Source organism: Arthrobacter sp. FW306-06-A, from assembly GCF_021870055.1.
GTDB lineage: Bacteria > Actinomycetota > Actinomycetes > Actinomycetales > Micrococcaceae > Arthrobacter.
On sequence record NZ_CP084552.1, the window covers coordinates 831,082 to 856,976 of the forward strand.

Sequence of the window (25,895 nt, forward strand, 5' to 3'; positions counted from 1 at the left end):
TTCAGCCTGCCAGCGCCTTCCACAGGAAATGCTGGCTGCGCGCCTGCAGCGCAGCGGCCTGCCGGTTGTCCGATGCGCCCGCGTGGCCACCTTCCAAAGCCTCGTGGAACCAGACATTGGGGATGCCCATGGCCAACATCCGGGCCGCCATCTTGCGTGCCTGCACAGGGCCCACCCGGTCGTCGGAGGTCGCCGTCCAGATGAAGGTTTCCGGATATTCCACGGCGTCCCTGAGCAGGTGGTAGGGCGAGAACGTCCTGATGTACTCCCACTGTTCGGGAACGTCCGGATCCCCGTACTCGGCAATCCACGAATGCCCGGCGGAGAGCCTGGTGTAGCGCCGCATGTCCAGCAGGGGCACTCCGCAGGAGACGGCCCTGAACAGTTCCGGGTAGCGGGTGAGCATGTTCCCCACCAGGAGGCCGCCGTTGGAGCCGCCCACGCAGCCCAGCCGCCGGGGCGAGGTGACGCCGCGCGAGATAAGGTCGCGTGCCACGGCTGCGAAATCCTCATAGGCCCGGTGCCGGTTCTCCTTCAGGGCGGCCCGGTGCCATGCCGGCCCGTACTCGCCGCCCCCTCGGATGTTCGCCACTACGTAGACGCCGCCGCGCGAGTGCGGAGCCTTCCCGCCGCTTTCGTCCGAAAGCGCGGTCCGCCGCTCCAGCCAGGCCCGGCCCACGGTGCCGCTGTAAGCAGGTGTCCGTGAAACCTCAAACCCGCCATAGCCGGACAGTTGTGTGGGGTTTTGCCCGTCCAAAGCCAGCCCCCGCGGAGCCACCTGGAAATACGGGACCCGGGTGCCGTCGTCGGACACTGCAAAGTGCTGCTCCACCTCGTAGTCACCGTCAGCAAAGAACGACGGCGAGGTCTTGACTGTCGCGTGCCGGCTCACCACGCCGGACGTCCCGTCGTGTTCCTTTTCCAGCGTGCCGCGCATCAGCGTCGTGGGGGTGGTGAAGCCGGTGGCGATGAGCCAAAAGTCGTCACCGGCCCCACCCTCGGCCGGTGCCTCGTCCTCGTCGTCCACGGCGTAGGCGTTGACGTCGTGCAGCGGCGGGCAGGCATCCAGGGGAGTGGCAGCCCAGCCGCCGTCCGCGGAGCCGGCGGGCCGCGACGGGTCCAGCACCCGGATCTCGGAGGAGACGTCCTTGAGCAGGTTGAGCAGCAGGAAGTTCCGGGTCCAGCTCCAGGACTGCAGCGAGGTGTGGGCGTCCGGGGTGAAGAGGACGGTGAGCTGCCGAATGCCGCCCAGGTAGTCCTCGAAATTGGCGGCCAGCAGGGATCCGGACGGATAGGTGGTGCCATCCAGCACCCAGTCCTGCTGCGGGCGGAAAAGCAGCCATTCCCGGTGCGCGCTCACGTTGACGTCGGTGGGGACGTCAATGGGCGTCCAGGATTCGTCGCGCAGCACAAAGTTGGTGCGGTTGAAGAAGTCGATGTAGTCCACGGCGAAGGTCCGCTCAAAGCCGGGCGTGGAATCGTGCGCAGCCACGGCCATCATGTGGTCTTCCGGCACCTCGAAAATGCGCGGTGCCGTGGCCAGGGATTCGCCCCGTTTGAGGGACACCGCCGTCCGGGCGTAGGAGGAGGCGGTCTTGGGCAGGCCATCTGCGGTAGAGGCCACCAGCAGCATGTCGTTATCCAGCCACGAAACGTTGCCCTTGGCTGTGGGGAGGTCGAACCCGCCCTGGGCGGGATCCACAAAGCCGCGTGCTTCGACGTCGAACTCGCGGTAGCGGTTGGCGTCGCCGCCGTCGGGGGAGAGGGCCAGCAGCGCCAGCCGGTAGGGCTCGCCGGCCGCGGGGCGCAGGAAGGTGGCGCCGTGGAACACCCACTCCACGCCCTCGGTGCGGGACAGCTCGTCCACATCCAGCAGGACGTCCCATTCCGGCGAACCGGTGCAGTAGCTGTCCCAGGTGGTGCGCCGCCAGAGGCCCTTGGGATTCCGGTTGTCCTTCCAGAAGTTGTAGTACCAGTCGCCGCGCTTGCCCACCATGGCGATCCGGTCCGTTGAGTCCAGGACTTCCAGGATGCCGGCTTCCAGTTCGGCGTAGCCGCCGTCCTCCAGCAGGTCCTCGGTACGGGAGTTCTGTTCCTTGACCCAGGCCAGCTGCTCCTCGCCGTAGATATCCTCCAGCCATACGTTTTCGTCGACGGGTTCGGGTGCGGTTTCCCGGGCTGCGGTGCCGGAAGTGTCCCGGCCGGGACCGGGAACGGACGCTTGATCAGCTGCTGTGGTGGTCATGCGCCCCATCCAAACAACATCACCCATGGCTGGCAAGTCACACGGTGGGCGCCGGCCCCGTCTTCAGCCCGTACGCTGGATCCGTGGAATTCTCGCAGAGCAACCGGGCCGTCATCATCGGCGGCGGCCCCCGTGGCACCAGCGTGCTGGAGCGGCTGCTCGCCCACGCGGCGGCGGCCGGCGGGCCGGTCCGGCTGCACGTCGACGTGGTGGACCCCTATCCGGCAGGTCCCGGGCATGTCTGGCAGCCGGGCCAGTCCCGGCTGTTCCTCATGAACACCCAGTCTTTCTATCCCACCCTGATTCCCCAGGATGCGTCGCTGCCGGCGCCGGTTGCCGGAACCACCTTCGACCAGTGGCGGGCCCAGCAGCAGCGCGACCCGCTGCCGGACCTTACGGCCGACGAACTTGCGGAACTGGCGGTGCTGGAGTCCACCGACTTTCCCAGCCGTGCCCTCTACGGACGGTACCTCCGCAGCACCCTGGCGGAATTGCTGGACAAGGCGCCCGACGGCGTCACGGTCGAATTCCACGAAACGTCCGCACAGTCGGTGCGTCCCGTCGGGGACGGAAGGTACGACGTCGGCCTGGCCACCGGAGCGATCATCCGCGCCAACGCCGTGGTGCTGGCGCTGGGGCACATTCCGTCCCGCCTGAACCCGGAACAACGCGAACTGCAGGCATCAGCCGTGCAGCTGGGGTTGCAGTACTTCCCGCCGGCCGCGCCCGCGGATGTGGACTGGGACCTGATCCCCGCCGGCGAGCCCGTCCTGGTCCGTGGCATGGGGCTGAGTTTCTTCGACACCATGGGCCAGCTCACCGAAGGCCGCGGCGGGAAGTTCGTTCCCACCGGCAGCGGCCTGGAGTACGAACCGTCCGGCCAGGAACCGCTGATCATCGCTGCGTCCCGGCGGGGCACGCCGTACCGGGCAAAGGCGGCCCTGCCCGGCTATTACGCCCCGTCCATCACCCTGCGCTACCTCACCGAGGCTGCCATCGAGCGGTTGGCGAAGGCCGGAATCCGACCGTCCTTTGACCACGACCTGTGGCCGCTGCTGCACCGTGACGCCCTGTGGGCCTACTACTCAACGCTGGTGCGCTCGCAGCCCGGGGCGGTGCCCGATGCGCCGGCGTTCCTGGCCGCGCTGGAGGAAGCCCTGCAGCCGCACGCGCACAGTGCCGCCAACTGGGAAGACGGCGTGGAGAGCGTCCTGGCCATCCACGTTGGCCCACGGCACCGGCTGGACCTGCCCGGGCTTGCGGCTCCGCTGTCGGGCCGCTCGTTCGCATCCCGCGGGGAGCACGACGGGGCAGTGGTGGAGTTCCTGCTCGACGATGCGCGCCGCTCGGCGCTGGGTGAGGACGACCCCGTCAAAATGGCCATCGCGGCGCTGCACCACGGGCGGGCGGTCCTCAAGACAGCAGTGGCCGACGGCGGCATCACCGATGAGTCCTGGGTCGCCGGGCTGCGTGGCTGGTTCGAGTCCTTTGTGGAGGGCTTGGCCAGCGGCCCGCCGGCGCTGCGGGCCGAACAGCTCGCCGCACTGGCACGGGCCGGGGTGGTCAGCTTTGTTGGCCCCGACCCGAAGTTTGGCATCGACCGGAAAGCGGCGATGTTCACCGCGGCTTCGCCGTGGGTTGCCGGTCCACCCGCCGCCGCGCGGACCATGGTGGAAGCACTGGCCCCCGGCAACCGGGTCTCGGCCAACGACTCCCCGGTACTGGAACAGCTGCTGTCGGATGGGCTGGTGCGCCCCAAGCTCATGATGACCCCGGAGGGCGCCCCCATCGAGTCCACCGGGCTGGACGTGGAGCCCCACCCGTACCGACCCGTGGCCGCCAATGGATCCGTGACGGAGAACCTGTATGTGCTGGGACTGCAGTTGTCCTCCGCCCAGTGGGGCACAGCCATCGCCGCCGAGGCCCTCCAGGCGGGCGGCCCGGCGTACCGCAGCGGCCAGCGCACCCTCCGCGACGCGGACGAGATCGCGAACGCCATCCTCAACAGGGCTTAAACGGCGATGCGCCATCACTTTTGGCCGCTAAACGGGCGGAATAGGGACCAAAGTGATGGCGCATCTGCGGTCTTAGCCGCGCAGGCAGGCCCTGTACGCGGCCATGGCCTGTCCGTAGTTGGCCTGGCCCCTGACATCAGCCGGACGGGTGGGCTTGACCGGCGGGACGCAGACCGGCTGTGCCGGGGTGTCCGCGCCCACCAGGACTGCGACCTTAACCTCGGTGCCGGATTCGACGGCGGTGAGCACCAAGGTTGCCGCGCCTTCCGCTGCGCCGGCCGGGACCGCCAGGTTCACCGATGCCGCGCCGGAGGCCACCGGAACAGTCCCCAGCTGCGTCACCGTGCCGGCGGCGTCCGTGAAGGACGCCTGCAGGGCAGTGTTGACCGGGCTGCCCAGGGAGGTCAGGTCCAGCTTGGACACCGCCAGGGTGATGGGTTCGCCGGGCTTGACCTCGGCAGCCGTAGTGTTGGTGACTGCCACGGAGCGGCGGGCGAAGTCGGGGGACACGGGGCTGCTCTTCTGCAGGTACCCGATCCACGCGTCCCGGTCCACCAGTCCCGAATCCCGGGTATTGGCGCCTTCGGTGAAGACCCGGAAGTTGTCCCCGCCGGCCGCCAGGAAGCTGAACGTGCCTACCCGGTAGGACTTCGCCGGGTCCAGCAGTTCGCCGTTCACCCGCACCGCGGTGATCCGGTCGCCTGCTGCACGGGCGGCGTCGTAGGTGTAGTTCACGTTGTTTGAAAGGCCCAGCTGCAGGTAGGCGCGGCTGGGGACCGTGCCGTCAGCATTGGTTTGCCACTGCTGCTCCAGGAGCGTCTTGAACTGCGCGCCGGTCAGGGACGTGGTCCACAGGTTGTTCACGAACGGGAGCACTGCGTTGGCCTCGGCGTAGGTGATGGTGCCGTCGGGCGCGTAGTACAGCTCGTTGCGCAGCCCGCCGGGATTGACGACGCCGATTTCCGCACCGCCGAGGTCGGAAGACTTCAGCGAATCAAGCAGGGAGTCGGCCACCAGGTTGCCCAGGGTGGACTCGCTGCCCCGGTCATCACGTTTGGCGGTGCCGGTGGCATCGGTGGTGAAGGCGGTGGTGATGTCCTTGGTGACCGAGCCGATGGGCTGGTTGCCCACCACGGCGGCGTCCGCCAAAGCCTTCTTGACGATCGCGTCGACGGCGGCCGCCCGTGGGTAGGTGGCGACCAGATCGGCAGCCGGATCGGTGCTGCGCTTGACGTTCCCGGCCTTGTAACTGGTCACCTGCCTGGTGGCGGTGTCCACGGTCAGCTGGATCTGGCCTACGTTCTCGCCGTAGTTGCCGGTCTGCACAATGGGCCGGGTCTCGCCCGCCCTGCCGGGGACAGGTGCGTCCCAGGCATATTCCTTGTGGGTGTGGCCGGTGAAGATCGCGTCAACCTCAGGGGATGTTTCGGTGACCAGCTTGGCAAAAGGCCCACCGGCTGCCACTTCCTGCTCCAGAGTGGCGCCTTCCACCACACCGGAGCCGGCGCCGTCGTGATCCTCAACGACGATCACGTCGGCAAGCTTGTCAGCCGTGATCTTCGCGGCTGCCCGGTTGATGGCCTCGACGGGGTCGCCGAAGTCGAGGTCCGCGATCCCGGCCGGCGTCACCAGGGACGGAACTTCCTGGGTGACGGTGCCGATCACGGCCACCTTGATCCCGTTCATGTCCAGCACGGTGTACTCGGGCAGGACCGGTTCGGTGGTGCCTTTGCGGTAGACGTTGGCGCCCAGGTAGGGGAACTTGGCGTTGGTGCCGCCCGCAATGACGCGGTCGCGCAGGTTCGCCCACCCGCCGTCGAACTCGTGGTTGCCCACGGCCGAAGCCTTCAGCTCCAGGGCGTTCAGCACGTCGATGGTGGGCTGGTCCTTGGCAACCGCCGAGGCGAACAGGGAGGCGCCGATGTTGTCACCTGCCGACAGGAATGCCGTGGCACCGGGGGCGGCCGCGGCACGGAGCTTCTCGATGGTGCCGGCCACCTGGACGGTGTTGGTGTCGATCCGGCCATGGAAATCGTTGATGTTCAGGAAGTTCAGGTCAACGCTGGCAGGTGTGGACGGAAGGTTCAGGCCCACCAGCACGGGGTCGTGGTCGCTGGCGCGGAACTGGTCCGGGGCGTAGTAGTTGGTGACGTTGTTGTTGTAGCGGCTGTATTCCAGGGCCACGGATTCAACGGAGTTGATGTTCCAGATGTCCGCGCCGGACACCACCGAATTGGCGGCGGGGGAAGCCAGGATGTGGTCCAGCGAACCCACCAGGCCGCCGAACAGGTAGGAGTGCTTGGCCGAGCCGTCGGCGTTGCGTGCCTTGTCATCCTGGTTGGCGTATCCGGCCCCCGTCAGGACGTTGATGGGGTCTTCCTTGCCGTACGAGTTGAAGTCACCGATCAGGAAGACCTTGTCCGTGCCCTTGGCTGCCTGCAGGGAGTTGGCGAAGTCCAGCAGGGACTTGGCCTGGGCCGTGCGGGCGAGGTTGGAGGCGCCCTGGCCCTTGTCCGTGTCGTCCGGCGTTGCTGCCGAGCCCTTGGACTTGAAGTGGTTGGCGATGGCGATGAACTCGCTGCCGGCGCCGCCGCCGATGGGCTTGAATACCTGCGCCAGTGGTTTGCGGGCGTTGGCGAAGGCAACGGTGTCGTTGTGGATGATCGATTCGCCGACAGGCTCCGCCGCGGCCTTTTTGTAGATGAATGCGGTGCGGATCATGTCCTCGTCCGCCAGCGGGGGTGCGTTCGCGGGCGAGCGGACGTAGTCCCAGATCCCGGGGGTTGGGATGTTGAGCGCCTCCACGAGCTTGGCCAGGGCGTCGTCCCGGTCCTTGCCGAACTGCGCGGAGTTCTCCACCTCCATGAGGGTGACCACGTCGGCGCCGGACTTGCTGATGGCGGCAACAATCTTGTCCTGCTGGCGCTTGAAGTTCTCGGCGTTGGCGGCGCCGCGGGCGTCACAGCCGCCGCGGACGGTGATTGGGTTGCCGGCCCGGTCCTCGTAGAACGTGCACCCGGTCAGCGTGTCGCCCGTGGTGGGGAAGTAGTTCAGCACGTTGAAGGAGGCGAGCTTCAGGTTGCCGCCCACCGCTGCGGGAGCCTCGGTGCGGGTGCCGCCGAAGCGGGCCGGCTGGACCGTGTCCTTGTTGGCCTCGGTGAGGTGGGTGAGTGGCTGCAGCTTCCAGGAGTTGTTGGCGTAGCCGAGCACCACGTTGGTGGTGAAGGCGGCAGGCGAGCCCACCCGCACGGGGTCCGTGGTGGCCAGGTACGGCAGGATCTCGGCCTTGGTGGTGGCGTCCTTGAGGAAGTTGGTGCTGGCGCCGTCGTCGAGCTTGATGCTGCGTGCTGCGTTCTCCGCGACGAGGGCGGTGTACTCGGCCGAGCCATAGGGCGCCACGGCTGTGGGCTGCTCGAGCGGGGTGGTCCCGCCGGCCAGGCCGATCTCGCCGTACTGGTTCAGGCTGTAGTTGTCGCTCACTGTCATGGGGCCCTGGGGCGCCAGGAGCATGCCTTCCAACGATTCGCGGAAGGTTTCCGTGGCGGGGAGGGTGAAGGCGGTGGCCTTGACCTCGGGTGCGGCGTCGGTGAGCTTCGTCAGGCCAGCGGCCGCCGTGACGTTGAGCTGGGTCATTCCGAAGTACTCGGCCACGGTGCCGGTCACCTGGACGTAGTCGCCTGCCCGTACCGAACCCACCGTGGCGGGGGAGTAGACAAAGATGCCGTCGGATGCGGCATGGTTGGTGGCCGTGAGGTCGCCGCCGGTGCCCGGGGTCTGGATGTAGTAACCGTTGAGCCCGCCGGTGGGGAAGGCCGCCGTGACCTTGCCCTTGGTGGTGATGGTGGCGCCGGTCAGGGGGCTTTCTGTACCAGTGCCCTGGATCTCGGCGATGGTCCTGGCAACCGGGTCAGGGGCCGGCGTCGGATCCGGAGCGGGAGCTGCGCCGCCGGAGGACGTCGGCGTGATGGCGGCGCTGAGGGTGAAGTCCGCGGCGCTGCTGTTGCTGTCCGCGCCGGCGGTCCTGTTGAGGCTCCTCACATCGGTGTTTGAGGTGGGCGCCGCGGCTGCCTGGGTCTCAAAGGTGTTCGAGGTTCCGTAGCCCAGGAGATCGGCTACGCCTGCGGTCTCCACCACGGAACCGGTGGGAAGTCCGACGGCGGTGGGCTGCTTGGCGAGCACGATGGTGCCCGAGGCGCCGGAAAAGTTAAGGGCGCCGGCCACGAGGTCGGGCTTGGGCAGGTCGGCGCCGTTGGTACCGTTGCTGCCGCCCTGCACCAGGTAGTGGCCCCCGGCCGGGATGGATCCTGATAGCGCGGCCACTCCACTCGGTGCCGCGGTGCCGCCACCGGAGCGGTACTGGACCGACCAGCCGTCAAGCGAAACGGGAGCGTCGGAGGTGTTGTAAAGCTCTACGAATTTGTTCTTGTAGGCGGCGCCGATGCTGCCGCCGCTCAGGTAGGCCTCGTTGATCACAACGGGGGAGGTGCCGGCCGCGGTTGAGACCTCCGCGGCTGCCGGGACGGTTGCCAGTGGGGCTGCAATAAGCCCCGCCGACAACGCTGTGCCCAGCGTCAACTTCCATGTTTTTTGATGCATCCGCTCTTACTTTCATTGAGGTGTCCCGGGTGGATGGCCCGGCGGGGTGCGTCCAGGTTGTACCCGGGCGTGGCGCCCGGATCCTGCTCCTGGTCAAGTGGGTGTCCGGCTCAGGACAACAGCACTGAATGAACGCAAGGTGGCTGGAGCGTGCATTCGGCGGGACGTTCCCCAGCGGAACGCCCCGCCTCCGGGACGGGCTTCCCCAACCCGTACCGAAGGTGCTGTTGCGGGAGTGATGATGCGGGCACACGCGCAGGTGTGCCGCTAATCACACACGATACCCGCGGGTAGCTTTCCGGCCGGGCTTTGGCAGGGGGTTAGTCCAAAGAATTTACGTGCCGGCAATACGGCATGGTCGGCAGGCGGGGCTCCGTGGCGGCGGGGGGAATGGCGTTAAAGCAAAAAACCCCTGGCCGCCGTCACCGGCTGCCAGGGGTTCCCTTGCGGAAGGTAAGAGATTCGAACTCTTGGTACGGGGTTACCGCACACTGGTTTTCAAGACCAGCTCCTTCGGCCGCTCGGACAACCTTCCTCAGCTAGTAGTGTTTCATAGGCACTTGCCTGCAACAAAACAGGCCGGGGAAGGTGTCCGGTGCACACTGGTTGCAGCCGGATTTTGAGTCAGGAACGGGAGAGGTCCATGAAAGCCATCTACATTTCGGAGCCGGGCGGCCCGGAGGTGCTGGAAGTCCGGGACGTGGATGCCCCGGTGCCCGGCCAGGGTGAGGTGCTGATTGATGTGGTGGCTGCCGGCCTCAACCGGGCCGATGTGCAGCAGCGCCGGGGGTTCTACCCGCCGCCGCCCGGCGCCTCCGAGGTCCCCGGGCTGGAGGTTTCCGGCAGGATTGCCGGTTTCGGCCCCGGCGTCAGCAAGCCTTTCTCGCTGGGGGACAAGGTGGTGGCCCTGCTGGCCGGGGGTGGCTACGCCCAGCAGGTGGCAGTCCCTGCAGAGCAGGTGTTGCGTGTGCCTGAGGGGGTGGACCTGGTCACCGCGGCAGCCCTTCCTGAAGTGGCTGCCACGGTCTACTCCAACCTGATCATGACGGCGCAGCTGCAGCCGGGCGAAACGGTCCTCATCCACGGCGCCACCGGCGGGATCGGCACCATGGCCATCCAGCTGGCCAAGGCGTTCGGTGCCAAGGTGGCCACGACGGCGGGCACCGAGGAAAAGGTCAGCACTGCCAAGGCATTCCTCGGCGCGGACATTGCCATCAATTACAAAGAGGAAGATTTCCCGGAGAGCCTCCGACGCCAAAACGACGGCAAGGGCGCGGACGTCATCCTGGATGTGGTGGGGGCCAAATACCTCCAGCAGAATGTGGAGGCCCTGGCTGACTACGGCCGCCTGGTGGTGATCGGGCTGCAGGGCGGGGCCAAGGGCGAGCTGGACCTGGGGCTGCTGCTGAAGAAGCGGGCTGCCGTGGTGGCTACCGCACTGCGGCCCAGGCCGGTGGCGGAAAAGGGCGCCATCATGACCGCTGTCCGCGATGCCGTGTGGCCGCTGGTGGCCGACGGCAGGATCCGCCCGCTGGTTGCCAAGACCTTCCCGATGGACCAGGTTGCGGCGGCCCACCGCTATTTCGACAGCGGCGACCATGTGGGCAAGGTCCTGCTGGTTATGTAAAAAACCCCAGATGCATACCCGGTATTGCGCAAAGGGTATGCACGCGTTAGGCTGACCATACGCGGTATGCACGGGTCTTGGGGGCCCGTGCATGCCGACAGTGACTAGCCCGGGGGAGCAAAATGTCCATTCGCCACAGCCTCCTCGCCCTGCTGCAGGACCAGCCGCGTTACGGCTACCAGTTGCGGGTCGAGTTCGAGAACCGCACCGGAGCCACGTGGCCCCTGAACATTGGGCAGGTGTACACCACCCTGGACCGGCTGGAACGCGACGCCCTGGTGGCCAAGGAAGGCGACGACGGCGAAGGGCACGTGGTGTACAGCATCACCCCCGCCGGAAAAGCAGAGGTACGCAACTGGTTCGCGGCCCCGGTGGAGCGGAACAACCCGCCGCGCAATGAGCTGGCCATCAAGCTCGCGCTCGCCGTCACCCTGCCCGGTGTGGATGTGCAGGCCATCATCCAGGCCCAGCGGGTGGCCTCCATCCGGGCCCTGCAGGACTACACCAAGGCGCGTCGTGACACGGCGGCCAACCAGCGGGCTGCCGACACCGCCTGGCTGCTGGTCCTGGATTCGCTGATCTTCCAGACCGAGGCGGAGGTCCGCTGGCTGGACCTCTGCGAGGCCAGGATGGTCCAGCAGGCCCAGGCCCAGGCCGCCTCCGCCGGTGCCCCGCGAAAGACGTCCAACGGGGCCACGGAAGACGCCCCGCTCAACGCGGACAGCCGCCGGTGAGCGTCCGCGGGCCGCAGCAGGTCCTTGAACTCGCCAAGGTCGGCAGGACCTTTGGGGAAGGTGCGACGGCGGTCGCCGCACTCCGCGACGTTGACCTCACCATCTGCGCGGGGGAGTTCGTCGCGGTCATGGGCCCGTCGGGCTCCGGCAAGTCCTCCCTGCTGGCCCTTGCCGGCGGACTGGACCGGCCGACGTCGGGCGCTGTCTACGTCGAGTCCACGCCCTTGGCCGGGCTGGGCCTGAATGACCTCGCCCGCCTGCGCCGCCGGGCCGTTGGCTACGTTTTCCAGGACTTCAACCTGGTCCCTACGCTTACCGCCGCGGAAAACGTGGCGCTGCCGCTGGAGCTGGATGGAACTTCCGCCAGGAAGGCGCACCGGCAGGCCGCGGATGCGCTCCGGCAGGTGGGAATCCCGGAACTCGCCGACCGCTTCATGGACCAGATGTCCGGAGGCCAGCAGCAGCGCGTGGCCATCGCCCGCGCCATCGTGGGCAAGCGACGGCTGATCCTGGCCGATGAACCCACCGGCGCGCTCGACTCCACGACGGGCCAGGGGGTCATGGAGGTGCTGCGGTCCCGCGCCGACGGGCGGTTTCTAGGGGTCGTTGCAACACTGCTGGTGTTATGTGGTCATTAGTAGATCACGCAGACGCTCGGCTGGGGTGTCCCAGCCGAGCGTTTTGCGTGGTCGGCTGTTGAGTTCTTGGGCGACGTGTTCGAGGTCTTCGGGGCCATAGATGGATAGGTCCGTGCCTTTTTCGAAGTATTGGCGCAGCAAGCCATTGGTGTTTTCGTTGGAGCCGCGTTGCCAGGGGCTGGCGGGGTCGCAGAAGTAGACCTGCATGTCCGTGGCCATGGTGAAGGATTTGTGGGCTGCCATTTCCGCGCCCTGGTCCCAGGTCAGGGAGCCTCGGAGGTGTTCGGGGAGTGTCTTCATCGTGGCGATGAGGCCATCACGGACGGTTTCGGCGGTGTGGTCTCCGGGCAGATGGACGAGCATGACGTATCTGGTGGTGCGTTCAACGAGGGTGGCGATGGCGGACTGGTTGCTTGCCCCGGTGATCAGGTCTCCTTCCCAGTGTCCTGGAACGGCGCGGTCTTCAACTTCGGGTGGGCGTTCGGAGATCATCACCATAGGGTCAGCGAAGCGGGGCTGCCGCTGCTGGGGGTCCTTGTGAGGCTTACGGCGCGTCCGGCCGGTGCGCAGAGCTGCCTGGACTTCACGTTTGAGTCCTCCGCGGGCCTGGAAGTAGAGGGCCTGATAGATCGTTTCTGGGCTCACGCGCATCTCCGGGTCGTTGGGAAACTTCCTGATCAGCTTGTTGCTGATCTGTTCCGGTGACCAGCGCCGAAGCAGCTTCTTCTTCACATACTTTCGTAACCGGTGGTGAGTGACCAGCTTGCTGTCCTTGGGCCGGGGCCGCCGGGCGGTCGCGGCACGTTGGGCTGCATAGGCGTAATACTTCCCATCGTTGACACTGTTCCTGGCCAGTTCCCGGCTGATGGTCGAGGCGGACCGGCCCAGCTCCCTGGCGATCTTCCGGACCGGTGTGCCGGCAGCGCGGAGGTCAGCAATCCGTTCCCGGTCCTGCAAAGTCAGGAATCTGGCATCCAGTGGTTTCTCCAAGGCCGCAAGTGCGGGAAACGCGCCAGAATCGGTGATCGCTTCGTCGGTGGTCAGTGTCATCACACCACTGGTGTAATCGACCCGGCGGCCATCACGGTAGATTCGCCCGTTCCGTGTCCTTCTGACCCCGTTGTCCCATTCCTGGGCCGTGCACCGGTTAATGCCCAGTTCTTTGGCAGCCTCCCGGCGTGTCATTCCAGCTTCGCGGAGCTTGCGGAAATCCTCACGGCTGGGGCCTTCCGTGCGTTTCCGCGCAAGCCCGGCCTTCTGGGTCCACTTGTAACAAGTTTGACGGCTCAACCCCAGTTCGGCAGCGGCAACCGTAGTGCTACCGGTACGCGCCAAAGCCTTGAAGAACGCTGCCTTCACCTCCGGGGTTACTCTCGCCCCACGGACATTCCCGCCATTTATGGTGCCGGCAGATATTCCCGCCTCACGCAGCCACCGGTAGCACGCCGACGGTTTAAGCCCGAGCTCAGCCGCGGCAAGAGCAACACTCCCCGCGCTTGCCAGTGCCCGGAAGAACCCTTCCCTTTCCCCGGAGGTATAGCTCCGTCGAGGGGTCCTGTCCTCGCTTAAAGACGACATGGTCGTTGCAACTCCCAAAACTAAGGGGTGTTGCAACGACCACTAGAACCCAAGACGCCGGTGCCGCCGTCATGCTCGTCACCCATGAGCCCAGGCACGCTGCCTGGGCGGACCGGGTGGTCTTCCTTAGGGACGGGCGCATCATTGACCAGGCGGCCGCCATGCATGATCCCACGATGCTGCTGACGCAGGCCGGACTCTGATGCCGATGGACCTGGCTCCGGTGCCGCGCTGGCGCCGGAGCAGCCACCGGCTTGCCCTCAGGCTGGCCCGCCGCGACATCGCACGCCACAAGGGGCGGTCCCTCCTCATCATCCTGCTGATCATGCTGCCCGTGGCAGGGCTGACCGGCGCCGCCACGCTCTACCAGAGTTCCCAGCGCACACCCGGGGAGACCGTCCGGTACGAGCTGGGCAACACCCAGGCGCGGTTCAGTGTGTTGCCGGTTCCCAGCGGGGACTCCCTGCAGGACCCGTCCAATGACGCCGTGGTCGCCTCCAGCACGGGCCGGTTCGACCCGGACTTCCAGCGGACGGACCCCCTCGACGTTATCCCGGCCGGCTATGAGGTCCTGCGGCAACGGATGCTGCCGCTCACCACCGCTGTGGGCGACGCGCTGGTTTCTCTGCAGGGCAGGGAAGTGGACCCGCTCAACCCGGCATTCGCCGGCAAGTTCACGCTCCTGGATGGGCGGGCGCCCCAGACCGCCACGGAGGTCCTGGCCTCGCCCGGGCTGCTGGCGCGCTTCCACCTCAGCCTGGGCATGGAATTTACGACGTCGGCAGGAACCTTTGTTCCCGTAGGAACCATTCGGGACGCGGGGGCAGCGGACAGCAACAGCTTCCTGTACCTGCAGTCCAGCCAGGTGCCTCCCGGTGTCCAGCAAGGGCCGTTGAACCGCCAGTCCGTGTCCTACTACGTGGTGGGACCGGAGCCGGTGACGTGGCAGCAGGTCAGGGAAGCGAACAGCAAAGGGGTGGGCGTGCTTTCCCGGAGCGTGGTGCTGAATCCGCCGCCCCTTGAGCAGCGCAGGGTGCCCGGTTCACCGCCGCGGGATGACTCATCGGCCGCGGTTGCCGTCTACGCCACGTTCGGCCTTGTCGGGGCGCTCGCGCTCCTGGAGGTGGGTCTGCTGGCCGGTGCCGCCTTCGCTGTCGGAGCCAAAGGCCAGGTGCGCGAGCTGGCGCTGCTGGCGTCTGCCGGGGCGGAAAGTGCCACCATCGGGACTGTGGTCACGGCGGGCGGACTGTGGCTTGGCAGCCTTGCCGTTGCGGTTGGCGCCGCGCTGGGGCTGGGAGCCGCTGCAGCCGTCGTCCAGGTGGTTCGCTCCACCGGTTCTGTCCGGCTCGCCGGCCTGCACCCGGACTTCCTGCTGACCGCCGTCGCCATGGCCATGGGCCTGGCGGCCTGCGTCCTGGCTGCGCTGGTCCCCGCCCGCCAGGTGTCCCGGCAGGCGGTAGTGGGCGCGTTGAAATCCGGGCGGACGCCGGCACCAAAAAGTACGCGCACCACCGTGGCCGGCGGCGTGGCACTGGCACTTGCCGCGGGCCTGCTGGCAGCCGGCTGGCTTCTGGGTAGTTCCACAGGGGACCCGGACCGGCAGGCGGAGCAATTGCCGTTGGTGGTCACGATGCTGATTGCGGGTGCGGTTTTCGCGGTTACCGGCCTGGTGCTGGTGACAGGCTGGCTGATCCTGCGCCTGACGTCCCGGACCCAATGGCTGTCCCTCTCCCTCCGGATGGCCGCGCGGGACTCGGCGAGGAACCGCGGCCGGAGCGTGCCCGCCGTCGCCGCGGTGCTGGCAGCCGCCACCCTCGCAAGCGCCGCCCTGGTGCTTTCAGCCAGCCAGCAGGCGGGACTGCGGGCAGGGCATTATTGGAGCGGGCTGGAAAACCAGGCGTATGTGCCCCTGGCAGTGGACCCGCCGCCGGCGGCCGACGGCAGCAGGCAGCCACCCCGGCAGGTGGATGCATCCGCACTCTCCTCCGCGCTGGCGGAGGCCCTGGGCACTGTCGAATCGACCCGGCTCGTCACGGCTCCTGAAGGCCTGCGCAGCTGTCCGGAAGGTCCCGCCGACCCAGCGCTCCCGGCACGCACGGATACCTCAAATTGCCTGGTCTTCTCACTGGCCAGACCGCAGGCCAACTAGTGCCCCAAGACACCGCAGGGAAGGCTCGTAGACCCGGGGGACTGGCGGTGCCGCGGGTCCATGGTCAATGAACAGCCGTCCGACCGGGCCATCCTGGTGGGCGGCGCAGAGGACATCCGCGCGGCGCTGGGCCGGGACGCATCCCCGGAGGCGATCACGGTGCTGAGGGCAGGGGGGATGGTGGTGACCAACCCTGTTTTCGTCACTGAAGGAAAGGCGGTGCTCCAAGCGCGGGATGTGCGGACCCACCAGCCCGCACCCTCAGGGCCAGGCACTGTCCCTTCGGTGGTCAGGAGCAGCGCCCTGGACGCGGTGGTGCTCGAACCGCGCGTCGCGGTCCCTTACTACGGCGTTGTCTCGCCCGAAACGGCCGCGCGCCTTGACCTGCGCCCTGCACCAACCGGACTGCTGGTGCAGCTGGCCAAGTATCCGTCGGAGGCTGAGGCGGATGCAGCCTCCGCTGCAGCCGCTGCTGTCTATGGTCAGCCCGGCATGCCCTTCCAGGCGGAACCGGGCATCACGCAGGGCGGACAGTGGATGACCTGGTCCATCGTGGCCGCTGCGGCTCTCATCACGTTCAGCGCAGCGGGCATTACCACCGGCCTGTCCCTGGCCGACGCCCGCACGGACCATGCCACCCTTGCCGGGGTCGGCGCGTCACCCCGGCTGCGCAGGGCCTTGGCGGGTTCCCAGGCCCTGTTCACCAGTGGCGTCGGCGCCCTGCTGGGGGCGCTGGCCGGGGCAGTGCCGGCTCTCCTGCTGGTCCTGTCCACGGACATGCGGACCGCAGTGGAGGTCCCCTGGCTGCACCTGCTCGCCCTCGTGGTTGCCGTTCCGTTGGCGGGTGCATCGCTCGCATGGGCCTGCACGCGCTCCGGCCTGCCGTTGTCCCGGCGCGGCCTGGCCTAGCAGGAAGACCCCCCTCGTTCGTCGCCCGGTCAGTGCCGTTCACCGCATGGCCAGGCGCCGCGCTGCCGTCGGCCGCTTTATGACTGGCCCGCATTGGTAGGGTGCCCATGGCAGAAGTGTGAAAACTCTCAAGGAGGAGACATGGCCGGAGTGCCTGACCAACGGAAAAACGGATCCCGGGCGGAGGGCGGACTGGTTACGGACCCGGATCTTCCCCCGCCCGCCGTGGACGAGGCCCGGCTTGAGGCCGAGGACCGGAAATGGACCCCGGCCAAGATCGCACTCTGGGCCGCCATTGCCCTGCTGGGCGGCGTCGCCTGGTTCATGCTGGCGATCGTCCGTGGTGAAACCGTCAACGCCATCTGGTTCGTCTTCGCCTCCGTGTGCACCTACCTGATCGGCTACCGCTTCTACTCCAAGGTGATCGAGCGGTACATCACCAAGCCGGACGACCGCCGCGCCACCCCGGCCGAGTACAAGGCCGACGGCAAGGACTACGTCCGCACGGACCGCAACGTGCTGTTCGGCCACCACTTCGCCGCCATCGCCGGTGCCGGCCCGCTGGTGGGCCCGGTCATCGCGGCCCAGATGGGTTATCTTCCCGGCACGATCTGGATCATCGTCGGCGTGGTCTTTGCCGGCGCGGTCCAGGACTACCTGGTCATGTTCTTCTCCATGCGCCGCGGCGGCCGGTCCCTGGGCCAGATGGCCCGCGAGGAACTCGGGGTCATCGGTGGCACGGCAGCCCTGATCGCCACCTTGCTCATCATGGTGATCATCGTGGCCATCCTGGCGCTCGTCGTCGTCAATGCCCTGGGTGAGAGCCCGTGGGGTGTGTTCTCCGTGGGCATGACCATCCCCATCGCCCTCTTCATGGGCGTCTACCTGCGGTACCTGCGCCCCGGCAAGGTCATGGAAGTCTCGATCATCGGCTTCGTCCTGCTCATGGCCGCCATCATCGGCGGCGGCCTGGTGGCCCAGACCGAGTGGGGCGCCGCCGTGTTCCACCTGGACAAGGTGACCATCGCGTGGGGCCTGATCATCTACGGATTCATCGCAGCCATCCTGCCGGTGTGGCTGCTGCTCGCCCCGCGCGACTACCTTTCCACCTTCATGAAGATCGGCGTGATCGTCATGCTGGCTCTGGCCATCATCGTGGTCCGGCCCGAGGTCACCGTTCCCGCCTTCAGCGAGTTCGCCGGCCGGGAGAACGGCCCGGTGTTCTCCGGCGCCCTGTTCCCCTTCCTGTTCGTCACCATTGCGTGCGGCGCGCTGTCAGGGTTCCACGCCCTGATCTCCTCCGGCACCACCCCCAAACTGGTGGAAAAGGAACGGCAGACCCGGTACATCGGCTACGGCGGCATGCTCATGGAATCCTTCGTGGCCATCATGGCCCTGGTGGCCGCCATCTCGATCGACCGCGGCCTGTACTTCGCCATGAACGCTCCCGCTGCCCTGACCGGCGGAACCGTTGAAACTGCAGCCACCTGGGTCAACAGCCTGGGCCTGGCCGGGGTGAACATCAGCCCGGACCTGTTGTCTGAGACGGCCAGGAACGTGGGCGAGCAGAGCATCGTGTCCCGGACCGGCGGCGCCCCCACCCTGGCCGTGGGCCTGGCGCACATCATGCACCAGTTCGTCGGCGGCACTGCCCTGATGGGCTTCTGGTACCACTTCGCCATCATGTTCGAGGCGCTCTTCATCCTCACCGCTGTGGACGCCGGCACCCGCGTTGCCCGGTTCATGCTGCAGGACTCGATCGGCAACTTCGTCCCGAAGTTCAAGGAAGCCTCCTGGCGGCCGGGCGCCTGGCTCTGCACCGCCATCATGGTCGCTGCCTGGGGTGCCGTGCTGCTGATGGGGGTCACCGATCCGCTGGGCGGCATCAACACCCTGTTCCCGCTGTTCGGCATCGCCAACCAGCTGCTGGCCGCCATTGCCCTGGCCGTGTGCCTGGCCATCGTCGCCAAGCGCGGTACCTTCAAGTACCTGTGGATCGTGGCCCTGCCGCTGGCCTTCGCCGCGGTGGTGACCATCACGGCCAGCTACCAGAAGATCTTCTCGCCCGTCCCGGCCGTGGGGTACTTCGCCAACAACGCAGCCTTTAGCAAGGCGCTGGCAGACGGCAAGACCGAGTTCGGCACCGCCAAGTCCGTGGCCGCCATGGAGGCCGTTGTCCGCAACACCGCTATCCAGGGCTGGCTGTCCGTGATCTTCGTGGTGCTCAGCATCATCGTGATTGCGACGGCGGTACTGGCCACGGTCAAGGCGTTCCGTGACAGGGCGGCCGGGACAGCCACCAAGGACAACGAGGACCCGTTCGTTCCGTCGCGCGTCTTCGCCCCCGCGGGGCTGCTGCCGACGACCGCCGAACGTGAGCTGGCCGCCGAGTGGGAGAAAGTACCCGCCGACGCCCGCCTGGAACGGGCCGGGCACTGATGAGCAGCGGCATCGCCCTGGTGGCCAGCGGATTCCGCGGCTTCGCCCGCTACCTGGGCGGCGTCATGGGCGCCGACGCCTACGCCAAGTACCTGGAACACCACAGGGCGGCCGGGCACCATGAGGCACCCCTGAGTGAGCGGGAGTTCTGGCGGGACCGGACCGACCGCCAGGACAGCAACCCGCAGGGCCGGTGCTGCTGATTGTGCCCGCAGCGGACAAGCCCGCCAGGAAGCTTCCTGGCGGGCCCCGGGCGGATGGGCCGTGAGAGTATGAACGCATGAGCGATCCCAAAGACACTCAGGCAGCTGAGGACCTCCCGGTGGAAGGCACTCCCGTTGACGACGCGCAGGACTCGGTGCAGGATCCATCCGGGGACGGCAAGCCCCGGGGCAGCAACCTGCAGGACCTGGTGGACGAGCCCGCCAAGGTCATGCGGATCGGCACCATGATCCGCCAGCTCCTTGAGGAGGTGAAGTCGGCGCCGCTGGACGACGCCGCGCGTGGCCGGCTTGCTGCCATCCATGAGCGCTCGATCAAAGAGCTTGAGGACGGGCTGGCACCGGAGCTCGTGGCGGAACTGGACAGGATCAGCCTGCCCTTCTCCGACGAAGCCACGCCCTCGGACGCCGAGCTCCGGATCGCCCAGGCCCAGCTGGTGGGCTGGCTCGAGGGCCTCTTCCACGGTATCCAGACCGCCATCGCGGCCCAGCACGCCGCCCAGCAGCAGGCCGCCGCGCAGATGCAGATGCGCCAGCTGCCGCCCGGCACCATGATTGCGCCCGGCGTCGTGATTGGTGAGAACGGTGAGCCGCAGCGGGCACCGGCGGGCGCCCGCCCCGGCAGTGCCTCGCGGCCCAGCCCCCGTGATGAACCGGACCACGGTCCGGGGCAGTACCTCTAAGGTTGCGCTTGGGCTTTTTCAGCGCCGCCCGGCAGGGGCGCAAGGATGATGCGGAACTGGGCAAGGGGTTGTGGCGCCGCGCCCACGACCGCTTCCACAGGGGACTGGACCGCTTCCACCAGGTGCTCGAGGGCGTGGAGGATGACCAGCTGTACGCCGAACTGGTGGAGATTGCGAACGAACTCGCCGCCCTCCTGCACCGGGTGCGTGCGGTGTGCGTGGAGGCGCAGCGCCGTTCGCCCAGCGAAGGCCTGGACATACCTGCTGCCCTGGCCAACGTGCACCGGTCGTTGTCCAAGGCCGGAAACTCGCTGGCCACCACGGCCGAAGCCGCAGCGATGCTTCGGCTCGCCGTCGGTCCCGTGCCCGTGGGAGCGGCGTCCGTACGCCGCCGTGCCGAGGCCGTCTTCCAGCAGGTTGACGACGCCGAGAGGCAGCTTCGCGGGGAATAGCCGGCAGCCGCCGTTGGCAGCGGCGTGAAAATATTCCCGATTTGGTTGGGAATTTTGGGGTTACGCGGCTGGCTGACAAGCCGCGGATCCAGCGCGTTTCGTGGCGCTGTTTTGGCAGGATGAAACCATGACTCTTTCACCAACTTTGACTTTCAACGACGGAAACACGATTCCCCAGCTCGGCTACGGTGTGTGGCAGGTTGAGGACGACGTGGCTGAAAAGGTTGTCCGCCAGGCATTCGAAGCCGGCTTCCGCCACATCGATACGGCCAAGATCTACGGCAACGAGGCCGGCGTGGGCCGCGCCATCGCCAGCTCCGGCCTCTCTCCGGAGCAGATCTTCATCACCACCAAGCTGTGGAACGCGGACCAGGGGTACGAGTCAACCCTCGCCGCCTTCGAGGAATCCATGGACCGGCTTGGCCTGGAGACGCTGGACCTCTACCTGATCCACTGGATGCAGCCCAAGCAGGACAAGTACGTTGACACCTGGAAGGCGCTGATCGAGCTTCAGAAGCGCGGCCGGGTCAAGTCCATCGGCGTCTCCAACTTCACTGTCGAGGGCCTGCAGCGCATCATCGACGAAACCGGCGTGGTTCCCGCCATCCACCAGATCGAACTGCACCCCTACTTCAACCAGGGTGAACTGCGCGAGTTCGGAGCCTCCAAGGGCATCCTGACCCAGGCGTGGTCTCCGCTGGGCCAGGGTGGCGAGTTGCTGAATGATCCCACCATCGCGTCCATCGCCGCCAAGCACCAGGCCACACCCGCCCAGGTAGTCATCGCCTGGCACCTGGCGATCGGCAACGTGGTGATCCCCAAGTCCGTGACCGAGTCGCGCATCAAGGAGAACTTCGCAGCCCTTGAGGTGTCCCTGGACGCAGAGGATGTTGAAGCGATCAACAACCTTGACCGCACCGCCAGCGGCGAAGGCCGCATCGGTGCCGATCCCGCGGTTTCCGACTTCGCGTAACCCGCGACGGCGCGCCGCGCGCCGCCCGATGGGCACCCGACCCAGGCGGAGCGCGGAATCCAGCCAGAGTAAAAGCACCAGCCCGTGCTGCCGGCCATCGCCAGGCAGCACGGGCTGGTGCTTTTAATACCGCCGGGGCACGAACCTGGTTTAGGCAGCGGCCTGGATGTGCTCCACAGTGATGGCGTCCACCACGGCCCAGTTGTCTTCGCCGTGGCAGTGCCGGCAGGCGAAGCGCTCGGCCTCTTCGAGCGTCTCGAAGACCTCGGACCGGGACCGGCCACAGTCAGCGTCGAAGTACGTTACGTGAAATTCCTGCACAGCTTGGTTTTCCATGAATCCAGTGTGCAACCGGGGTCTGACATTCTTAGGAACCAGCCTCCGCGTGTTGGGATACGGACCCAAAGGTCAAGAACAACACTCCCCATGCCTGTAATTGCTTGAAGGGTTCCGCAACCCTGTCGGCCGGCTTCACATCACGCCCGGTCCAGACTGCGCAGTCGCAGATCTGAACGCTCAGATCCAAGGACTGTCCGGGTGGTCAGTTCCCTGCGGACGCACCGGGTTCCAGCGTGTACTGCTTGGGCAGCTTCAGGGATCGTTCTGCCAGCACTTCGCGCAGCCGGTTCGGGTAGTCGGTGATCAGGCCGTCAACACCGTCGTCCATGAGCTTGCGCATGGTGGGTTTATCATCGACGGTCCACGGAATGACCTGCATGCCCTTGGCGTGGGCGCGGTTCACCATATCGGCTGTCACGTAGGGCACGTAGCCGGGGTCGGTGACGGTTCCGTTCTGGGGAGTGCCGTGGACGGGGGAGATGGCGTCGAAACCCAGGGAGGCAGCAGCGTCCACCAGGTCCCCGCCGAAGTCGTCCGCGTCGATGCCGCCGAGCCAGGGTGAATTGCCCGGCTGTCCGGCCTGCAGGAAGTCCTTGTTGGTCAGCGCCACGGTCCGCATGCCGGGTTCGCGTTCCTTCACCAGGCGCAGCGAGCCCCAGTCGAAGCTCTCGATGGAGACGCGCTCCTCCATGTGGGCGGCCTTGATTTCGCGCAGGGCGACGTTCACGAACTGTTCGCGCGGAGCGGTTTGCTCTGGTGCCCCGGCTTCAACCTTGGTTTCGATATTGAACTTGACCTGGCTGGCACGGTAACGGTTGGCGAGGTCGAACACCTCGGCCAGGGTCGGCATCTTTGCGCCGGGGGACGCCTGCTGGCCGGGGAACTGGGGCAGCGTCAAGTAGCCGCAGTCCAGGCTGCGCACCTGATCGAAGGTGAGGTCCTTGATGTACTTGCCGACGTAAGGGTACGACGGGTCACCGGGGGTGACCGGGGCGGTGTCCCGGCACTTCTGGCCGTTGATCTTCCGGTCGTGGGTAATGACTTCCCGGCCGTCCTTGGTGATCTGCAGATCCAGTTCCAAGGTGCTCACGCCGCTCTCGATGCCCTTGGCGAAGGAAGCCAGCGTGGATTCGACGGTCAAGCCGATGCCGCCACGGTGCGCCTGGAGATCAAAATGGTTTTCTGTGCCGTTGGGGTTGGTATCGGCAGCTTGCGCCGGGAGGGCTGTTCCCAGGGCGAGGCCTGCGGTGATGGCTGCCGCGGTCAGCAGCTTGGTGTACTTCATGGTTCTCCAAAGTTTGTGATGTGTATATGTGGGGCCGGTGAAGGTTACGGCTTGCGGCCGGGCAGTACGACGAGAGCGTCGCCCACGGGGCGTTCGCCAGTGGCGTCGGAGGGCGAGCTCACGACGCGGCCGTCCTGGACCATGGTGGTGGATCCGCCGCCGTCGAGGTTCATGGCGTTGACCATTCCGAGGGAACGGGCGACGTCGGCTGATTCTTTGATGCTTAACCCAAGACTGGTGGTTTGGCGGCCGTCGGCGGTTACGATCAGGGTGCGGCCATGGGCGTCCGTGCCGGCGAAGGTGCGGGGGTTGCGCTTGTGGACCCAGCCGTAAAAGAAGCTGTTGCTGTCATTGGTGCGGACCATGCCGTCGCGGCGGGCGGTGACGTTGAGCCGGCCGTTTTGAACCAGGGTTGGGCCGCCGTTGACTACGTCCGTCGTGGAACCGGTCTTCAAGGTCTTGCCACCCTCGTCGAGCAGGTCGGTGCCGACTTTCAGCTTTGAACCAGGGACAGCCAGGGCAGCGAGTTTATCCGCGTCCGCTCCGATGGCCTGCAGGGTTTGTCCGCCGGAGGGGACGGCAGTGCCGCGGATGTGGTTCACGGAGGTAACGGTGCCATGGGCGTCAAGGAGGACTTCGAGTCCGGGCCCGGATGGCGTCGCGGGACCGAACTCGGGGGTGAAGGAGACGATTTCGTCCGCGTCCGTGCAGGTGAAGTCGTGCAGCGGCAGGTTGGTGGGGGTGTCGTCGGTGCCCCCGCAGTTGCGGATAAGCCCTGGGACCCGGTTGATTCCGTCCAGGGGAAGTTCTCCGGCCTGGCCAGGTACGGTGACGGAGCCGTGCCAGTGGAGGCGTTGGATGGAGGTGCTGTTCTTGTCTATGACTAACGAGGGCCGGTCGGCGACGGGTTCGCTGAGGATCTTTCCGTCGTGGACTGCCACGCCTGCGGGATCGCCCGGGGCTCCTGCCTGGGGATCCATGACGAAATAGCCGCCGTTCGTTGCCGCCAGGGCCCCCGCAGCGGCGGCGAGTGAGCTGGTGGTTTCACGCTCTTCGAGGTTAGGGCCGAACGTCGAGGTGAGGTCGCCGCGGAATTCCTTCGGGTCTATGGTCAGTACCTGCAGGTTCCAAGGGCCCCGGTCATCCTCGCTCGAGCCGGCATCACCGTCCCAGCCGGTGTAGATGACGGAGGATTTGTACCCGGCTGCCTTGATCCGGTCGACGGTGGGGGATCCGTCGGCCTTCACCGGGAACTGTCCGGCCCGGACCCGGTAGCCAAGGTCGCCGCCGGCGTCGGCCAGTTGCGGTGACTGGACGTGCTCCACCCGCGCAGTGATGCCGACCGCGTTAAGCTTGTCGGCAACTATCCGGGCTTGCGCCTGGGAGGACAGTGCAGAGGCCGGGGCGTCCGGGTCCGGGGAAACTGACGGGACAGCCACTTCAGCGGTCCAGAAGAAGCCCTGGTTGGGGGCGCCGCGGCTGATGGAGGTCTTGGTCAGCCCGGGGGCGAGGTCGGTCACGGTGCGGGTTTCGGGCAGGTCCTGCGCACCGAGGTCCAAGTGGTTGGGCGGCGACGCGGCGACGGTCTGCTGATCCGGAGCCGGAGTGGCGGGCGCCGCCGAGGTGGAGGCGCCGGCCGGGGCAAGGAAGACAAAGGGGAGGGACACAGCCAGCGCCGTGATGGCCGTACGGCTGTGCCGGGACGCGTACCTCGTGAGTACGCGTCCGGTAGTTTCGGAGCTCATTGTGGGGCCTCTTCAGGTTTGGGCTCAACAGGAGCTCTCAAGCTACTAGTCGGTAATTAACCTGTCGTGGCGGGCTGGTGAACTGCATCTTTCGGACGTAAATACTCCAAGCTGTCGGCTGCGGGGGGAGGATTCACCGGGCTGGACCGTTCCCCATGGCAGTTTCCCTGGCCTTCAGGGCCAGCGCGGCCAGTGACAGCATTGCCAGGCCTGCCCAGACGAGCGTTCCGCTCCAGATCTCGGGGGAGAAGCTGAGCGCACCGTCCCGGAGCGCCGCACCGGCGAAATAGGGTGCCCAAAAAACGACTGGGGAGAGGCCTGCCCCGGTCATCAACCTGCCGGGACGGTCCGGTGCCGGTCGCACCACCGCCCACACCACTCCCACCAGGACGGAGCCGGTGAGGGCCACCGGTAGCAGCCAGGCGTCCCGCAGTGCCACCATGACCTGCAGGGCTACAGAGGGGACCAGCGTCATGGCAGCAGGGATGACCGGATGCAGGCGCCACCGCAGCGACAACAGCAGGACGGGAACAAAGAGCACCACCGTGGAGACCAGGAAGGTCGCCAGCGAGATCATGATGCCCGCCGACGTCGGCCCCGTCACGGCCGGCGGCGTCCCGGCAGCGCTGGTGTATGTCTGAATGAGCCCGTGGCGGGCGAAGACCGCGAACTCCTGGAGGATGAAGGCCGCAACCATTCCGGCGAGCATGGCGCTGACGAATGCCGGCACCAGTCGGGGCCACGTCCTCCCGGGTGACTGCCACGCGGCCGAGAACGGTGCGGACAGGATAAGGAACCCGCCGGTGGCAAGCCCCAGATGGGAGGGACTGAACAGTGCGCTGATGTTCTGTTCGATGCCAAGCACGGAGTGCCAGGCAAAGTCCCCCACCCCCGAGGCCAGGAAAAGGGCCACCCCGGCCGCAGCAGAGCCGTAACCGGCGGGGACCGCTTCAGGCCACCGCGTGCCGGGTGCGTGCCGGCGCCACGTCAGGGACGCGATCCAGACGGCGCAGGCCGCGAAGCCTGAATACAGGATTGCGTGCCACGGGGTGAAGAACGTCTCGAGGTTGCGGAGGTTGTTATGGGCCCAGCCGTCGACATAGGTTCCAATGAGGAGCCAGACGCCGGCGGCCAGTGTGATGGCGTCCTCGAGGGCTGTGGTGGGGCGGCGAACTGCTGCCGGCGGAATCGCAAAGGCCTGGGCTGCTGCGGCGTCCATAGCTCCAGAGTAGGTCCCGTGAACGTCCTGCGGGAGAGGAGGCGTTTG

18 protein-coding genes, 1 tRNA gene and 1 pseudogene are annotated in these 25,895 nt (G+C 67.0%); 12 read left to right on the forward strand and 8 right to left on the reverse strand.

Annotation, left to right across the window (positions count from 1 at the left end):
• Position 1: 1 nt before the first annotated feature.
• On the reverse strand, positions 2 to 2,245 hold the full coding sequence (locus LFT49_RS04080) for a prolyl oligopeptidase family serine peptidase (protein ID WP_236801067.1): 2,244 nt from the start codon (positions 2,243 to 2,245) through the stop codon (positions 2 to 4).
• A gap of 83 nt (positions 2,246 to 2,328) precedes the next feature.
• Between LFT49_RS04080 and LFT49_RS04085 the strand changes: the two genes are divergently transcribed.
• A complete protein-coding gene (locus tag LFT49_RS04085; protein WP_237429837.1) occupies positions 2,329 to 4,260 on the forward strand; it encodes an FAD/NAD(P)-binding protein in 1,932 nt (643 codons plus the stop codon).
• A gap of 72 nt (positions 4,261 to 4,332) precedes the next feature.
• On the opposite strand, the gene LFT49_RS04090 is transcribed toward LFT49_RS04085, so the two are convergent.
• Complete coding sequence (locus tag LFT49_RS04090) at positions 4,333 to 8,856, reverse strand: ExeM/NucH family extracellular endonuclease (RefSeq protein ID WP_237429838.1); 4,524 nt, start codon at positions 8,854 to 8,856, stop codon at positions 4,333 to 4,335.
• A gap of 447 nt (positions 8,857 to 9,303) precedes the next feature.
• Positions 9,304 to 9,391: transfer RNA gene (locus tag LFT49_RS04095), tRNA-Ser, on the reverse strand.
• Positions 9,392 to 9,499: 108 nt separating this feature from the next.
• Between LFT49_RS04095 and LFT49_RS04100 the strand changes: the two genes are divergently transcribed.
• The 3 genes from LFT49_RS04100 (at position 9,500) to LFT49_RS04110 (ending at position 11,855) form a co-directional block, all read left to right on the forward strand.
• The gene (locus tag LFT49_RS04100) at positions 9,500 to 10,483 is read left to right on the forward strand and encodes an NAD(P)H-quinone oxidoreductase (protein ID WP_236801072.1); all 984 of its coding nucleotides are present in this window, start codon (positions 9,500 to 9,502) and stop codon (positions 10,481 to 10,483) included.
• Positions 10,484 to 10,605: 122 nt separating this feature from the next.
• Entirely contained in the window at positions 10,606 to 11,217 is a 612-nt protein-coding gene (locus tag LFT49_RS04105; protein ID WP_237429839.1) for a PadR family transcriptional regulator, read from the forward strand.
• Entirely contained in the window at positions 11,214 to 11,855 is a 642-nt protein-coding gene (locus LFT49_RS04110) for an ABC transporter ATP-binding protein (RefSeq protein WP_237429840.1), read from the forward strand. Before LFT49_RS04105 ends, LFT49_RS04110 begins: the two co-directional genes overlap by 4 nt.
• On the opposite strand, the gene LFT49_RS04115 is transcribed toward LFT49_RS04110, so the two are convergent.
• A complete protein-coding gene (locus LFT49_RS04115) occupies positions 11,841 to 13,040 on the reverse strand; it encodes an IS30 family transposase (protein WP_442863690.1) in 1,200 nt (399 codons plus the stop codon). The two genes, LFT49_RS04110 and LFT49_RS04115, sit on opposite strands and share 15 nt — an antisense overlap.
• 443 nt (positions 13,041 to 13,483) lie before the next feature.
• Between LFT49_RS04115 and LFT49_RS04120 the strand changes: the two are divergent.
• The 8 genes and pseudogenes from LFT49_RS04120 to LFT49_RS04155 all read left to right on the forward strand — a co-directional run.
• A pseudogene (locus LFT49_RS04120) lies at positions 13,484 to 13,636 on the forward strand (ABC transporter ATP-binding protein); the annotation flags it as partial.
• The gene (locus LFT49_RS04125; protein WP_237429841.1) at positions 13,636 to 15,582 is read left to right on the forward strand and encodes a hypothetical protein; all 1,947 of its coding nucleotides are present in this window, start codon (positions 13,636 to 13,638) and stop codon (positions 15,580 to 15,582) included. The pseudogene LFT49_RS04120 and the gene LFT49_RS04125, both read left to right, overlap by 1 nt.
• Positions 15,583 to 15,642: 60 nt before the next feature.
• Complete coding sequence (locus LFT49_RS04130) at positions 15,643 to 16,491, forward strand: FtsX-like permease family protein (RefSeq protein ID WP_237429842.1); 849 nt, start codon at positions 15,643 to 15,645, stop codon at positions 16,489 to 16,491.
• A gap of 141 nt (positions 16,492 to 16,632) precedes the next feature.
• Positions 16,633 to 18,930, forward strand: a complete 2,298-nt coding sequence (locus tag LFT49_RS04135; protein WP_236801079.1) for a carbon starvation CstA family protein — start codon at positions 16,633 to 16,635, stop codon at positions 18,928 to 18,930.
• Positions 18,930 to 19,133, forward strand: a complete 204-nt coding sequence (locus tag LFT49_RS04140) for a YbdD/YjiX family protein (protein WP_236801080.1) — start codon at positions 18,930 to 18,932, stop codon at positions 19,131 to 19,133. Before LFT49_RS04135 ends, LFT49_RS04140 begins: the two co-directional genes overlap by 1 nt.
• A 77-nt stretch (positions 19,134 to 19,210) precedes the next feature.
• A complete protein-coding gene (locus LFT49_RS04145; protein WP_237429843.1) occupies positions 19,211 to 19,834 on the forward strand; it encodes a bacterial proteasome activator family protein in 624 nt (207 codons plus the stop codon).
• Between the two features lie 8 nt (positions 19,835 to 19,842).
• Complete coding sequence (locus tag LFT49_RS04150; protein WP_236801082.1) at positions 19,843 to 20,286, forward strand: hypothetical protein; 444 nt, start codon at positions 19,843 to 19,845, stop codon at positions 20,284 to 20,286.
• A gap of 127 nt (positions 20,287 to 20,413) precedes the next feature.
• The gene (locus tag LFT49_RS04155; protein ID WP_236801083.1) at positions 20,414 to 21,259 is read left to right on the forward strand and encodes an aldo/keto reductase; all 846 of its coding nucleotides are present in this window, start codon (positions 20,414 to 20,416) and stop codon (positions 21,257 to 21,259) included.
• Positions 21,260 to 21,409: 150 nt separating this feature from the next.
• On the opposite strand, the gene LFT49_RS04160 is transcribed toward LFT49_RS04155, so the two are convergent.
• The 4 genes from LFT49_RS04160 to LFT49_RS04175 all read right to left on the reverse strand — a co-directional run bounded on the left by LFT49_RS04160 (position 21,410) and on the right by LFT49_RS04175 (position 25,847).
• Positions 21,410 to 21,595 (reverse strand): hypothetical protein, encoded by a 186-nt coding sequence (locus LFT49_RS04160; protein ID WP_236801084.1) that lies wholly within the window; start codon positions 21,593 to 21,595, stop codon positions 21,410 to 21,412.
• A 205-nt stretch (positions 21,596 to 21,800) separates the two neighbouring features.
• A complete protein-coding gene (locus LFT49_RS04165; RefSeq protein WP_237429844.1) occupies positions 21,801 to 22,883 on the reverse strand; it encodes a glycerophosphodiester phosphodiesterase in 1,083 nt (360 codons plus the stop codon).
• 44 nt (positions 22,884 to 22,927) lie between these two features.
• Complete coding sequence (locus tag LFT49_RS04170; protein WP_237429845.1) at positions 22,928 to 24,628, reverse strand: phosphodiester glycosidase family protein; 1,701 nt, start codon at positions 24,626 to 24,628, stop codon at positions 22,928 to 22,930.
• A gap of 133 nt (positions 24,629 to 24,761) precedes the next feature.
• On the reverse strand, positions 24,762 to 25,847 hold the full coding sequence (locus tag LFT49_RS04175) for a hypothetical protein (RefSeq protein WP_237429846.1): 1,086 nt from the start codon (positions 25,845 to 25,847) through the stop codon (positions 24,762 to 24,764).
• Between the last annotated feature and the right edge of the window lie 48 nt (positions 25,848 to 25,895).